This window comes from Parasphingorhabdus sp., assembly GCF_039977335.1.
GTDB lineage: Bacteria > Pseudomonadota > Alphaproteobacteria > Sphingomonadales > Sphingomonadaceae > Parasphingorhabdus.
The window spans coordinates 230869-244872 of record NZ_JBDWDI010000003.1 but is presented as its reverse complement, the minus strand read 5'-3'; the positions used below and the strand labels follow the sequence as shown (position 1 = coordinate 244872).

The window sequence follows — 14004 nt, the reverse complement described above, 5'->3', positions numbered from 1 at the left end:
TTGATCAGTTAAAATATTGAAGTAATGAATTTTTTTAAGGATTAAGTCTGTTCGATGAGTGAAGAAAATAAAGATACCGCAAAACCTGCACGCAAGCCTTTGGGACTGAAGCGTTCGGTTGAGCCTGGTGAAGTCAAACAGACGTTTAGCCATGGACGCACCAACAAGGTTGTCGTCGAGGTCAAGCGCCGCAAGTTGGTGGGTAAGCCTGGTGCACAGGAAGCCGCCAAGGACATCGTGCCGGAAACCCCGGTACCTGCTCCTGCGCCTGCTCCGGTAGAAGCGAAAAAACCTGCACCTGCACCGGCCCCCAAGCCGAAGCAGGAAGACGTCATGACGCGTCAGGAAAAACAGGCCCAGTTGCTCCGTCAGGCCGAAGAAGAGCGTCTGAACGCCATGGAAGAAGCGCGCAAACGCGATACCAAGGCCAAGAAAGACCAGACCGCCGACGAGAAAAAGCGCGCCGAAGAGAAGCGCAAGGCTGAAGAAGAGGCCGCTAAAAAAGCGCAGGAAGAAATTAAGGCGGCCGAAGAAGCAGCTGCCGCTTCCGTTGCTGAAGCAGCTGAGACAGCAGAAACGACAGAAGCCGCAGAGGCAAAACCTGCGGCGACGACTGCGAAGCATCCTCCGGCGCGGAAATTCACGCCAGTGGAAGCGCCAAAACGGCCTGAACCAAAAGCGAAGCCAAAAACTGGACGCAGCGATCGCAATGACCGCCGTCAGTCTGGTAAGTTGACCGTCAACCGCGCTCTACGCGGTGAAGATGGTGCAGCGCGTGCGCGTTCTCTTGCGGCTCTGAAACGTGCGCGTGAGAAAGAAAAACGTTCGCAAATGTCTGGCCAACCGCGCGAACCGCGTGAGAAGCAGATCCGCGACGTAATTGTTCCAGAAGCGATCACCGTGCAGGAACTCTCCAAGCGTATGGGCGAAAAGGGCGCTGATCTCGTCAAATCCCTGTTCAACATGGGCTCGATGGTCACCGTCAACCAGACGATTGATCAGGACACGGCGGAATTACTGGTCGAAGAGTTCGGCCACAATATTCAGCGTGTCTCCGAGGCCGATGTCGAAATCGATACGGAGTCGGATGTTGATCCAGAAGAAACGCTGAAACCGCGTCCGCCGGTCGTGACGATCATGGGCCATGTTGATCATGGTAAAACGTCGCTGCTCGACGCGTTGCGCGGAACCGATGTGGTTGCCGGCGAAGCGGGCGGGATTACGCAGCATATTGGTGCGTATCAGGTCAAAATGAAATCGGGCGACAAGGTTACGTTCCTTGATACGCCGGGCCACGAAGCCTTTACCAGCATGCGTTTGCGCGGGGCCAATGCGACCGATATCGTGATATTGGTGGTGGCAGCCGATGACGGTTTGATGCCGCAGACGATCGAAGCGATCAACCACACGAAAGCAGCCGATGTGCCAATGATTGTGGCGATCAACAAGATCGACAAGGAAGGCGCTGACCCGACCACGGTTCGTACCCGTTTGCTCGAGCATGAAGTGATCGTTGAAGCCATGTCTGGTGATGTGCAGGATGTTGAAGTTTCTGCGCTCAAGAAGACCAATCTGGAAGAGCTGATCGAGAAGATCCACTTGCAGGCGGAATTGCTTGAACTCAAAGCCCGTCCCGATCGTCCAGCCGAAGGCATTGTGATCGAGGCAAAGCTGGACAAGGGACGCGGGCCGGTGGCCACCGTCTTGGTTCAGCGCGGTACCTTGAAACGCGGCGATATCTTTGTTGTTGGCTCGCAAACCGGTAAAGTCCGGGCGATGATCGACGACAAAGGCGCGCAGCCTAAGGAAGCTGGTCCATCGGTTCCGGTCGAAGTGCTGGGTCTGTCGGGCGTGCCATCTGCTGGTGACAAGTTGACAGTGGTCGAGAATGAATCCCGCGCTCGTGAAGTCGCGACCTACCGTGCCGAGCAAGAGAAGCTGCAACGCACGACACAGGCACCGACCAGCCTGGAGAATATGTTCTCTGCGGCAGCCGACAGTGCTGTCGAATTCCCGCTGCTGGTGAAAGCCGACGTGCAGGGCAGTACCGAGGCCATTGTGCAGGCGCTGAACAAGATATCCAATGACGATATCAAAGTTCGCATCCTGCACAGCGGCGTTGGCGCGATCACCGAGTCCGATGTGACCTTGGCCAGTGCCAGCAAGGCGCCGATTATCGGCTTTAACGTGCGTCCCAATGCGAAGGCGCGTGAAATTGCCAAGCGTGATGGCGTGCGGCTCAAATATTTCGATATCATCTATGATCTGACCGATGAAATCCGCGCTGAAATGGCTGGTGAACTTGGTCCAGAGAAGATCGAGAATGTCATGGGCCGCGCCGAGGTCAAAGAGGTGTTCAAGTCCGGCAAGAAGGACAAGGCCGCTGGTCTCCTGGTCACCGAAGGTGCCCTGCGCAAAGGCCTGTTCGCGCGTCTTACCCGCGAGGATGTCATCGTCAGCGCAACGACGATTGCCTCGCTGCGGCGCTTCAAGGACGATGTCGAAGAAGTCCGCGCCGGTATGGAATGTGGTGCGGTGCTCGAAGACACCAACGACATCAAGCCAGGCGATATGCTGGAAGTCTTTGAGGTTGAAGAGAAAGAACGCATTCTTTGACGGCCGATCAGTCCTTCTGGGGAACAGAATTGGTTGAGGCTTTGAAGCAAGAGGATATTTTGGGCTTTAAACGCCCGCCTTGTTCTGAATCGGTCAATGCTGTGATTCTGGACGCGGATAAGGAAACCGGTGCGGTTCGGATGCGATTTGATGCCCCGCAGGCCTTTACTAGTCCGCGCGGAACGATTCAGGGCGGTTTCGTTGCCGCGATGGTCGATGAAGTGATTGGCATTCCGGTGCTAGTGAAATCCGGCGGTGAAAATGCGCCGCTGACACTGGATTTGAGCGTGACCTATATCAAGCCGGTTCTGCCGGGCCGGGTTTATGGAGAAGGGCAGATTGTCCGCATGGGCCGGACTATCGCTTTTCTCGAAGCACAGCTTTATGATGAAGCGGGCGCGCTTTTGGTGAAGGCGACATCTACAGCTAAGGTTGGACCGACGATTAAGTAATGGCAAAATATAACGACACATCTCCTGAAGGCCGCTCGGTACGGCTCTTGCGCGTGGGTGAGCAGGTTCGGCACATATTGTCGGAACTGCTGATGCGCGGAGAAGTGCATGATGACGTTCTCACTTCTCACTCGGTCAGTGTCACCGAGGTGCGCATGTCCCCGGATTTGCGCCATGCGACGGTGTTTGTGAAGCCATTGCTCGGCGCCAATGAAGCGGATGTGCTGAAGGCGCTGAAGACCAATACCGCCTATTTCCAGAAGGAAGTGGCGAGCCGAGTGAAGATGAAATATGCTGCACGGCTTAAATTTCTTGCCGACGAGAGCTTTGATGAAGCGGCGCATATCGAAAATTTGCTGAGCAATCCCAAAGTCGCGCAGGACCTTGGCAAAGAAGACTAATCTCGTAAAACGCAATTAATGGTTGATCGTCACCCTGAATGTGTTTCAGGGTCTTGGGAGATACTGAAACACATTCAGCATGACGAAAGACTGAGGCGATCCCATGGCCAAGCTCTATTTCTACTACAGCTCGATGAACGCTGGCAAATCAACCACATTGCTGCAGGCGGATTTCAACTATCGCGAACGCGGCATGCGCACGATGCTGTGGACGGCGGCACTGGATGACCGGGAAGAAGCAGGCTGGATCAACTCTCGCCTTGGCCTTAAGAAGAAAGCATATCTCTTTGAAAAAGAAACAGACATGCTCGCAGATATCAGTGCCAAGCATGAAGAGGATACGCTCGATTGTGTGCTGATCGACGAAGCCCAGTTCATGACCAAGGATCAGGTTTTTCAGGTGGCATTGGTAGCAGACCAACTGCGTATTCCCGTTCTCGCTTACGGCCTGCGCACGGATTTTCAGGCGGCTTTGTTTCCCGGAAGTGCGCAATTGCTGGCGATTGCGGACGAATTGGTCGAAATCAAAGCGGTGTGTGAATGCGGCAGCAAGTCGACGATGAACATGCGCGTCGATGAAGAAGGCAGTCCGGTTCTAGCCGGGCAACAGACGGCAATTGGCGGCAACGAGCTTTATATCGCGCTGTGCCGCAAGCATTTCATGGAAAAACTCAATGGCTGATCTATCGACGGTACTGGAAGAAGCTCCGGCACGTCTGGAACCCTTGGCCGAACATCATATCGAACCTTTGCGCGCCGCTTGCGCAGAGGATCAGGAGATTTGGGATATATATCCGGTTTCGATGCTGGATGAGCATTTTGACAAGGCAATGAAGGCCTTTCACAGCACAGACAATTGGGTTCAATTGGCGGTGATCCACGCGGAAACCGGCAAGCTTGTCGGCATGAGCAATTACATCAATCCCGATCCGAATAGCAAAGTCACCGAAATTGGCGGGACTTACATCGCGCCATCGGTGCGTGGCAGCGGCTTTAATGATGTCATGAAGAAATTGATGATCGACCATGCGTTTGCTTGCGGTTTTACCCGCATCGAATTTCGCGTCGATACCCGCAACAAGCGGTCCATGGCAGCGGTGCTTAAACTAGGCGCCAAGCATGAAGGAACGCTGCGCAAGAACCGGATCACCTGGACTGGCTTTATTCGCGATACGGCTGTATTTGGCCTGCTCCAAGAGGAGTGGGCGAACCGGTAATGACAGATGATGTAAACGGCTGGGTGCCGTCCGCTGATGCGTGGATCGCATCAATGGGCGAGCAGGGCGACTGGGCGCGCCGTACCTTTTTGGACGCCGCGATGGTGGAACGCGCTACCACGATCAGCGGGCAGTTTCTCGATGTGGGCTGTGGTGAAGGCCGGTTTGCACGCCTGTTGAAAGACCATGGCATGTCCGGGACGGGTATCGATCCGGTTCCCCGGTTGATTGAAACCGCTAGAAAGCGTGATCCGGAAGGGGATTATGCTGTTGGCTTTGGAGAAAAGCTTACGTTTGCGGATGCCAGTTTCGACCTAGCCATCAGCTATTTGTCGCTGATCGACATTGATGATTATCGACAAGCGATCGGCGAAATGACGCGCGTGCTAAAACCCGGCGGGTTGCTTCTCATCGCAAATCTGACGAGCTTTTTTACCGCCGGTAAATGGCAACGGAGTCTGACCGGCGCGGCGAATAACTTTCAGATGGATGACTATTCACAAGAGCGCGCCAATCGCGAAAAATGGGCTGGTATCGATGTCATCAACTGGCACAGACCGCTGGGCGCCTATTTTGAAGCATTGCTGGGTAACGGACTGCAGCTCACCCATTTCTCGGAACCCACACCGCCACCGGTCGATGATCCGAAGCATGATCGTTACACGCGGGTGCCGGGTTTTCTGGTAATGGAGTGGAAAAAACCGGTTTGAACAGCATATAATAATATTTTTACCCGGGTATATTGACTCTAATATTGCCGGGGTATAAATGCGCGTCCGAAAGGATTGACTATGTCTACTTATACAGCATTTTCAGAAGCGAATTGGTTGGCGACGGGGTCTCGCCCCGAAATTATTGATACCTTGCGGGCCCTGCCTGAGGTTAAACGCAGTTCCGACATATTGGTTTTCGATGACGAGACCGGTAGTCAGATAGACTTTGATTTGCGGGCTACCCGCGAAATCGAAGCGCCTGCAAAACGGGGCCGTCCAAAACTTGGAGTGGTTTCCAAAGAGGTCACCTTGCTGCCACGGCATTGGGACTGGCTTGGAAAGCAATCAGGCGGGGCATCGGCAACATTGCGCCGGTTGGTTGATCAGGCGCGAAAAGCCGGTACGGACAAGCGCACGGGACAAGACGCGGCTTACCATTTTCTGACGGTCATTGCAGGGGATTGGCCGCAATTTGAGGAAGCCATACGGGCGCTTTATGCGGATGATCGGGAACGGTTTGAATTGCTTTCCGAGCAATGGTCGGCTTCGGTCCGCGATCACGCTATTGGTCTGGCATGGCCAAGTTCGTGATGTCATATTCTAGGAAATATATTTGAAACCGCACGGCTGGATCATACTTGATAAACCGCTGGAACTGGGGTCGACACAGGCTGTCGGGGCGGTGAAACGCAATCTGCGCGAGGCCGGGCTGCTCGGCAAGGGCAAGGACAAGACCAAGGTTGGACATGGCGGGACGTTGGACCCGCTGGCGACCGGGGTTTTGCCAATTGCGATTGGTGAGGCGACAAAGCTTTGCGGGCGGATGTTGGATGCGTCGAAAATTTATGAATTCACGATTGCGTTTGGGAGTGAGACCGAGACGCTGGATGCGGAAGGGGGTGTGTCCGAAACTTCTGACCATCTGCCAACGCTGGCCGAGGTGAATTCCATATTGCCGCAATTTACCGGGCCGATTGAACAGATACCGCCAAAATATTCCGCGCTGAAGATTGATGGCAAGAGAGCCTATGACCTGGCGCGGGCCGGTGAAGCGGTTGAGATGAAGATGCGGGAGGTGGCGATATACGCGCTTTCTATCTCCTCTCCCCTGGAGGGAGAGGACAGCGATGCTTACGAGCAAAGCGAGTTAGCAAAGCTTGGAGAGGGGGAGAGGGGGAGCGTCCAGCCAAACCCCTCTCCAACTCGACTAGGGCAGCAAGCTGCCAAGTCTCCGTTTCCTCTCCCTCAAGGGGAGAGGATGGATTCTGTCACCCTCGTCGCCAATGTCTCCAAAGGCACATATATCCGCTCTCTCGCCCGCGATATTGCGCGTGCACTCGGCACGGTTGGCCATGTTTCGATGCTGCGTCGCACAAAGGCGGGGCCGTTTACGCTCAAACATGCGATTTCTCTGGACAAACTCAATGAAATTGGTAAGGGCGCGGACATTAAAGATTATCTCTTGCCGCTTGAGGCGGGGCTGGACGACATCCCGGCTTTTGACCTCACTCCTGATCAGGCAAGACTGCTTCGGCAAGGCCAAGTGCTGGACGAACAGGAATTGATTGGGAACCCGCCAAATGACGGGCTTTTTCTAGCGACCGAAGATGGTTCTCCGGTTGCCTTGGCAGAGCTTGTTGTTGGAACCGTAAAGGTCGTTCGCGGGTTTAATTTTTAAAGATGTTCGAAGGAAAATAAGAATATGACGATTACCGCAGAAAAAAAGCAGGAACTGATTACAAAATTCGCTCAGACAAAAGGCGATACCGGTTCCCCGGAAGTACAGGTTGCAGTTCTCACCGAGCGCATTGTGAACCTGACCGAGCATTTCAAAGGCCACCATAAAGACAACCACTCCCGTCGCGGACTGTTGATGATGGTCAACAAGCGTCGTAGCTTGCTCGACTATCTCCGCAAGAAAGACGCGGCCCGCTATTCCAAGTTGATTAAAGACCTTGGTCTTCGGAAATAAAAGTTTTGGAAGCGGCCTCCCGATGGAGGCCGTTTTCGCATTGGGCGTTGCAGCAATAAGGCGGCAATGCTCCACACCAGGGGCACAAATGACCCCGAACCGCTGTTCAGCCGGATTGCTGGACAAATGAAAGCCCCCGCACTGCATAGGGCAGGCGGGACAAAGGAAAATACGAATGTTTGATGTAAAGAAAGTTGAAATGGAGTGGGGCGGACAGACCCTCACCCTCGAAACGGGCCGTATTGCCCGTCAGGCTGATGGCGCGGTACTCGCGACCCTCGGCGAAACGGTTGTACTGTGTGCAGTTACCGCCGCTAAATCGGTACGTGAAGGACAGGATTTCTTCCCGCTGACCGTACACTATCAGGAAAAATTCTCAGCCGCTGGTCGTATTCCAGGCGGCTTTTTCAAGCGCGAAGGCCGCGCGACGGAAAAAGAAACGCTGACTTGCAGGTTGATTGACCGTCCTTGTCGTCCGCTTTTCCCCGAAGGTTTCTACAACGAAATCAACGTTATCTGTCAGGTGATGAGCTATGATGGCGTTAACGAGCCCGACATTTTGGCAATGGTTGCAGCTTCTGCTGCGCTGACCATCTCCGGTGTGCCTTTCATGGGCCCAATCGGTGCGGCTCGTGTTGGCTACAAAGAAGGCGAATATCAGCTCAACCCATCCATGGAAGAAGTTGCGACAGGCGAACTCGACCTGGTTGTTGCTGGTACGCAAGGCGCAGTGATGATGGTGGAATCGGAAGCGAAAGAGCTTTCCGAAGAAGTCATGCTCGGTGCCGTACAATATGCACATGATGCTTGTAAGGACGTTGCTGGCCTGATCATCGATCTGGCTGAACAGGCTGCAAAAGCACCTTGGGAACTGGCTGCTACTGAAGATAATAGCGCCATCAAGGAAGACCTGCGCAAGCTGGTTGGTAAAGACATTGCTGCGGCTTACAAAAAAACCGACAAATCAGAGCGTAGTGACGCGCTGAATGCGGTTCGTGATAAAGCCAAAGAGAAATATGCCGAAGAAGACGGCCAGACCCAGATGACTGCCGGTAAGATGGTCAAGAAACTGGAAGCTGAAATCGTTCGCGGCGCGATCATCAAAGACGGTACCCGTATTGATGGCCGTAAGCTTGATCAGGTTCGCCCGATCGAAGCCATGGTTGGCTTGTTGCCACGGACCCACGGTTCGTCGCTGTTCACGCGTGGTGAAACACAGGCGATTGTGACCACGACGCTTGGCACCAAAGACGCCGAGCAGATGATCGATGGTTTGGATGGTCTAAGCTACACAAACTTCATGCTGCACTATAACTTTCCGCCATATTCGGTTGGCGAAGTGGGCCGCTTTGGTTTCACCAGTCGCCGCGAAACCGGTCATGGTAAGCTCGCTTTCCGCGCGCTGCGTCCGGTTCTGCCGACAGTGGATGAATTCCCTTATACGATCCGTGTGCTGTCTGACATCACCGAGTCCAACGGTTCTTCTTCCATGGCGACCGTTTGTGGCGGTTCGCTTGCAATGATGGATGCAGGTGTGCCTTTGGCGCGTCCGGTTTCCGGTATTGCGATGGGTCTGATCCTCGAAGGCGAAGATTTTGCAGTTCTCTCCGACATTCTCGGCGACGAAGATCATCTCGGCGACATGGACTTCAAGGTTGCGGGTTCCGAAAAAGGTATCACCTCCTTGCAGATGGACATCAAGGTAGCCGGCATTACGCAGGAAATCATGAAGTCTGCTCTGGAACAAGCCAGTGGCGGCCGTGCGCACATCCTGGGCGAAATGTCCAAGGCGCTTAGCTCCGTTCGTACCGAAATGTCCGAACATGCTCCGCGTATCGAAACGCTGCAGATCAACAAAGAGAAGATCCGCGACGTTATCGGAACCGGCGGTAAAGTCATCCGCGAGATTGTTGCGGAAACCGGTGCGAAGGTTGATATCGACGATGAAGGCCTGATCAAGGTTTCTTCTTCCGACAAGTCTCAGATCGACGCAGCCTTGGCATGGATTGCCGGCATTGTAGAAGAAGCCGAAGTTGGCAAAATCTATGATGGTAAAGTTGTGAACCTCGTCGACTTTGGTGCATTCGTGAACTTCATGGGCGGCAAAGACGGTCTCGTCCACGTCTCTGAAATCAAGAATGAGCGTGTCGAGAAGGTTGCTGACGAACTGTCCGAAGGTCAGGAAGTCAAGGTCAAGGTTCTCGAGATTGATCAGCGCGGCAAGGTTCGCCTGTCGATGCGGGTTGTTGATCAGGAAACCGGCGAAGAGCTGGAAGACACCCGTCCTCCACGCGAAAGCAAGCCACGTGGCCCTCGTCGTGACGGCGGCGGTGGTCGTGGTCGCGGTCGTGATGGCGGCGGCGGTGGACGCGGTCGTGGTCGTAACAACGACAATGACGGCGGCAACAAAGATGGCGGCGGCGATATTCCGTTGCCAAGCTCGATCACCGAAGACTAAATCTTCTAACAGATATAATGAAAAGGGCTCCGTGAAAGCGGGGCCTTTTTTATGGGGCGGGTGTTAGGCGGATTAACAACCAAGCCGCAACGGCGCTTATCAATGCCAATATCGCACCCACCCATGCCGCATTTGCGAACCCAGCGACGAGCGCGCCATTGCCGCTATCGCTGCCGACCAATACGAACCCCAGCAAAGCCGTTGCGATCAAACCGGCGGATCGCGAAATCGCATTGTTGATGCCAGAGGCAATCCCGCCATGCTGATCGCTAACGCTGGCCATGACCGCAGTGGTCAAGGGCGCGACACTGGCTGTCATCCCAAGAGCGATGATCATCAGCGCGGGGAATATGTCCCGCCAGTAGTTAATCTCGATACTGTCCAATCGGCTGAAATAGAAAAAACCGGCCGCGACTATCGCGGGACCGACCGTCAAGATCATCCGCACGCCAAAACGATCACTCAGTCCGCCCGCATAGCGCGACAATAAAGCCATGGTCAGCGGAAAGGGCAGGATGGCAAAGCCGGTTTCCGCCGCCGAATAACCGCCTGCGTTGATCAGCAGAAAGGGCAACAAAACCAGCAACCCGCCAAGCGCGGCATAGAGGAAAAGCGTCAATAGCGAGATACCGGCAAAACTCGCGGTATTGAAGAGATAGAGCGGCACCATCGCCTGATCCCGCTTGCGTTGCTCAACGATCAAAAAAAGGCCGGTGGCCGCCACAGCGGCACTGCCTACCAGCCATTTCGCTCCGCTAGCGATATCCGTTTGGGGTAGGGCGGTCAGTGTCCACACCAGAGCCGCCAATCCAACGGTGATCAGAAACGCGCCCGCCCAATCAAGCGGAGAACTTTCAGTATCACCATTGTCATCAGCAGCAATTGCCCGCTGACCGATAATCAGCGCCAATAGACCCAGGGGGATGATGAGCGCAAAGGCCCAGCGCCAGCTGGCCAGATCCACAGCCCAACCGCCCAATACGGGCGCAATCGCCCCGGCAAAAGCGCCCATACCAGCCCATGTGCCGATGGCTTTGCCGCGCTCGGCTTCGGTAAAGCTGGTTGAGATAATCGCCAGACTATTGGGCGCAAGCAGGGCTGCACCCAGTCCCTGTAACGCGCGCATGGCTAATAAGGAGCCAAGATTGGGTGCAAGGGCGCAGGCGATGGTGCCGAGTGTGAAGATGATTAGCCCGGCCTGAAATACCCGCTTGCGGCCATAATGGTCGCCAAGCGCGCCGCCGAGCAGGATTAACGCACCAACTGGCAGTAAATAGCTGTTGATGATCCACTGGGCACCCTGCGCATCAGTTGCAAAATCCGCCTGCATCGATGGCAGAGCAACATTGACGATCGAACCCATGACAAAGGCGAGGCTGGAACCCAATATGGTCGCGGTGAGAACGCCGGTTTTGTTCGTGCAGTCCTTCTCCGCCGGCTGAAAGCCTATGCTTTCATCGCAGGGAGCGGGAAGGGCGGTTGTCACGCCATTTCAGTTTGGGTTTCGGCCTGTTCGGCTTCTGCCTCTTTTTGGTCAGCGAGATACTTGTGCACGGCCTGAATAACTACTGAGCCCTCGCCAACACCGGACGCCACACGTTTGACCGAGCCCGAACGCACGTCGCCGACAGCGACAATGCCGGGACGACTGGTCATATACGGGCTATTGGTCGGCTCGCCTTGGCAATCTTTGCCCGTGCGGATGAAGCCGCAACCATCCAATTGCAGGCAATCGTCAATCCAATCCGTATTGGGAACCGCACCAATCATGACAAAGACATTGCGTATGGCTTTATCCTCCACACCATCTGGCCCTTTCCAGCGAAGGGATTGCAAATAGTCTTCGCCGATCAGATCCGTAATTGCCGTTTCATATCTGATTGTAACTTTGGGAGAGGCCTCCAGCCGATCGATTAAATAGCTCGACATGCTTGCTGCCAGTGTTTTGCTGCGAACCAAAAGATGCACATGTTTCGCGGTTTGCGAGAGGAACATTGCTGCTTGTCCGGCACTATTTCCGCCGCCGATAACGGCGATTTCCTCATCATGGCATAGCTTCGATTCCATCGGAGTTGCTGCATAGTGAATGCCTTGGCCCTCAAATTTCTCGTCATTTTCCAGATTGAGTTTCCGGTAACTCGCCCCCGTCGCGATGACTAATGCTCGCGCGCAGATGGCTTCATCGCCCTCCAGACTGATTTTCTTGTAATCGCTGTTGCAATCCAGTCCGACCGCATTACGTGAAATAGCGAGTTTCGCACCGAATTTTTGCGCCTGAATCTGCGCCCGTCCGGCCAGCGCCTGACCCGAAATACCGGTGGGAAAGCCAAGATAATTTTCAATTTTCGAGCTGGTGCCGGCTTGACCACCCGGGGCCAGTTTCTCGACTATGATGGTTTCCAGTCCTTCGGACGCTCCGTACACGGCTGCGGCCAGGCCGGAAGGGCCCGCACCGATGACGGCAAGGTCGTAGAGATGGTCGGGACGCAACTCTTCGGTCAAACCCAGCGCATCGGCCAGCTCTTTATCTGATGGCGATTTTACGAGTTTTCCATCAGGCAGAATGACCACTGGCAGGTCATTGCGATCGATACTGAAACCTTCCATTGCACTGGCGCTGTCCTCATCAGTATCAATATCCAGCATGCGGTGTGGATAGCCATTGCGGGTTAGAAAGCGGTCAATTTGTAGCGTCACACCATCCTGTTTGCGCCCGATCACGGTCACACCGCCTTGCGCATGTTGGATCAACCCCACGCGGCGCAGGATGAAAGCTCGCATGATGATCTCGCCAATATCCGGCTCAGATACAACCATCCGGCGAAAATCGGCGCGCTTGAAGCGGAGGGCTTCGGTTACGCCAGAGGCGCGGCCACTGACCAAGATTTCGCGATCATTGAACAGGTCAAGTTCGCCGGTAAACTGGTTCTTGCGATGGACCGTGAAGACATTGGCGTTGCCCTGATCATCCGTATCGAAAATCTCCACCGCGCCAGACAAGATGACGAAAAAATCTACGCTGCGTTGCCCGCGCTCGAATAACAACGCGCCGTCTTTTAGCGTTTCTTTCTTACAGAAGGACTGAATGCGATTGAGATGGCTTTCCTTCAGGGTGGGAAATGTCTGTTCCTCTCGCTGATACGGATCAGCGCCATCTACGGCAGGGACGCCGCTATTATTTTGAGGGGCAGGGCTTTGTGGATTTTCTGGGGGAATTGTCATGTTTTTATTCTGACCGTTCATCTTGCAGATATCAAGAGGTGGTTATGCCGCCAATCAATAGACCGTGCCGATAATTAGGCTATTGGCGGGCAGGGGATTAGTGGTTAAGGGAAGTGTTATGAAAAACATGATCATCAAATCGGCTCTTCTTGGGCTGTCAGTTACCACTCTTTCGGCCTGTGCAGCGCTGGGCGGGGGCGGCAATTCAGGTGCAGATACGCGCTATGTCGCACGCGACGTGAACACACTTTACAATGCAGCGAAAGATCGGCTGGATCGCGGTCAATATAAACTTGCAGCTGCCCTGTTTGATGAAGTGGAACGGCAGCATCCCTATTCGCCATGGGCGCGCCGCGCACAGCAGATGAGTGCATTCAGCTATTATGTGGCTGGTGACTATAACAAGGCGATCGAATCATCGCGGCGTTTCCTGTCTATCCATCCGGGTAATAAAGACGCGCCTTATGCCTATTATCTGATCGCGCTCAGCTATTATGAGCAGATCAGCGATGTGACCCGAGATCAGAAAATTACCGAACAGGCGCTGGCAACTTTGGGGGAAGTGGCGCGCCGCTATCCGAATACCCGCTATGCCGCCGATTCTTTGTTGAAGATGGATCTGGTCAACGATCATTTGGCCGGTAAGGAAATGGAAATTGGACGCTTTTACCAACGTCGTGGCAAATGGCTGGCAGCGACCATCCGTTTCCGCACCGTCATTGAGAAATATGAAACGACAACCCACTCAGCAGAGGCCTTGATGCGGTTGACGGAATCCTATCTCGCGCTCGGTATCCCGGCTGAAGCGAAGAAAAGCGCTGCAGTTCTGGGCAACAACTATCCCGGTTCGAAATGGTATGAGCGTGCTTATGATCTGGTGCAAAAGCATGGGGACAAACAGGGCGCAACCTGATTTCATGTAAATTGCCACGATCCATGTCATGGGACGTTGC

Annotated in this window: 13 protein-coding genes; 11 read left to right on the top strand and 2 right to left on the bottom strand. The window is 54.3% G+C overall.

Translation table 11 applies throughout. The annotated features are described in order from the left end of the window. The first annotated feature begins 54 nt into the window (after nt 1-54). The 10 genes from infB (at nt 55) to pnp (ending at nt 9829) form a co-directional block, all read left to right on the top strand. The gene (gene infB / locus ABJM21_RS06995) at nt 55-2616 is read left to right on the top strand and encodes a translation initiation factor IF-2 (protein ID WP_348302129.1); all 2562 of its coding nucleotides are present in this window, start codon (nt 55-57) and stop codon (nt 2614-2616) included. Then, entirely contained in the window at nt 2613-3068 is a 456-nt protein-coding gene (locus ABJM21_RS06990) for a PaaI family thioesterase (protein ID WP_348302130.1), read from the top strand. Before infB ends, ABJM21_RS06990 begins: the two co-directional genes overlap by 4 nt. Next, nucleotides 3068-3469: a 30S ribosome-binding factor RbfA gene (gene rbfA / locus ABJM21_RS06985; RefSeq protein WP_348302131.1), complete on the top strand. Its 402-nt coding sequence runs from the start codon at nt 3068-3070 to the stop codon at nt 3467-3469. The genes ABJM21_RS06990 and rbfA overlap by 1 nt, the downstream gene beginning before the upstream one ends. Nucleotides 3470-3572: 103 nt before the next feature. Then, the gene (locus tag ABJM21_RS06980; protein ID WP_348302132.1) at nt 3573-4151 is read left to right on the top strand and encodes a thymidine kinase; all 579 of its coding nucleotides are present in this window, start codon (nt 3573-3575) and stop codon (nt 4149-4151) included. Further along, nucleotides 4144-4686, top strand: a complete 543-nt coding sequence (locus ABJM21_RS06975; RefSeq protein WP_348302133.1) for a GNAT family protein — start codon at nt 4144-4146, stop codon at nt 4684-4686. Before ABJM21_RS06980 ends, ABJM21_RS06975 begins: the two co-directional genes overlap by 8 nt. Next, entirely contained in the window at nt 4686-5396 is a 711-nt protein-coding gene (locus tag ABJM21_RS06970) for a class I SAM-dependent methyltransferase (RefSeq protein WP_348302134.1), read from the top strand. Before ABJM21_RS06975 ends, ABJM21_RS06970 begins: the two co-directional genes overlap by 1 nt. 81 nt (nt 5397-5477) lie before the next feature. Next, nucleotides 5478-5990: a DUF2239 family protein gene (locus tag ABJM21_RS06965; RefSeq protein WP_348302135.1), complete on the top strand. Its 513-nt coding sequence runs from the start codon at nt 5478-5480 to the stop codon at nt 5988-5990. 22 nt (nt 5991-6012) lie between these two features. Then, nucleotides 6013-7077 (top strand): tRNA pseudouridine(55) synthase TruB, encoded by a 1065-nt coding sequence (gene truB, locus ABJM21_RS06960; protein ID WP_348302136.1) that lies wholly within the window; start codon nt 6013-6015, stop codon nt 7075-7077. A gap of 24 nt (nt 7078-7101) precedes the next feature. After that, nucleotides 7102-7371 carry a 30S ribosomal protein S15 gene (rpsO, locus tag ABJM21_RS06955; protein WP_348302137.1) on the top strand — a complete coding sequence of 90 codons (270 nt, stop codon included), beginning with the start codon at nt 7102-7104 and terminating at the stop codon, nt 7369-7371. 175 nt (nt 7372-7546) lie between these two features. After that, the gene (pnp, locus tag ABJM21_RS06950) at nt 7547-9829 is read left to right on the top strand and encodes a polyribonucleotide nucleotidyltransferase (protein ID WP_348302138.1); all 2283 of its coding nucleotides are present in this window, start codon (nt 7547-7549) and stop codon (nt 9827-9829) included. Nucleotides 9830-9878: 49 nt separating this feature from the next. Here the strand turns inward: pnp and ABJM21_RS06945 are convergent, their stop codons facing one another. Both ABJM21_RS06945 and ABJM21_RS06940 read right to left on the bottom strand, forming a co-directional pair. Next, a complete protein-coding gene (locus tag ABJM21_RS06945) occupies nt 9879-11315 on the bottom strand; it encodes an MFS transporter (RefSeq protein WP_348302139.1) in 1437 nt (478 codons plus the stop codon). After that, nucleotides 11312-13051 (bottom strand): FAD-dependent oxidoreductase, encoded by a 1740-nt coding sequence (locus tag ABJM21_RS06940; RefSeq protein WP_348302140.1) that lies wholly within the window; start codon nt 13049-13051, stop codon nt 11312-11314. The genes ABJM21_RS06945 and ABJM21_RS06940 overlap by 4 nt, the downstream gene beginning before the upstream one ends. 127 nt (nt 13052-13178) lie before the next feature. Between ABJM21_RS06940 and ABJM21_RS06935 the strand changes: the two genes are divergently transcribed. After that, entirely contained in the window at nt 13179-13964 is a 786-nt protein-coding gene (locus tag ABJM21_RS06935; protein WP_348302378.1) for an outer membrane protein assembly factor BamD, read from the top strand. Nucleotides 13965-14004 lie beyond the last annotated feature (40 nt).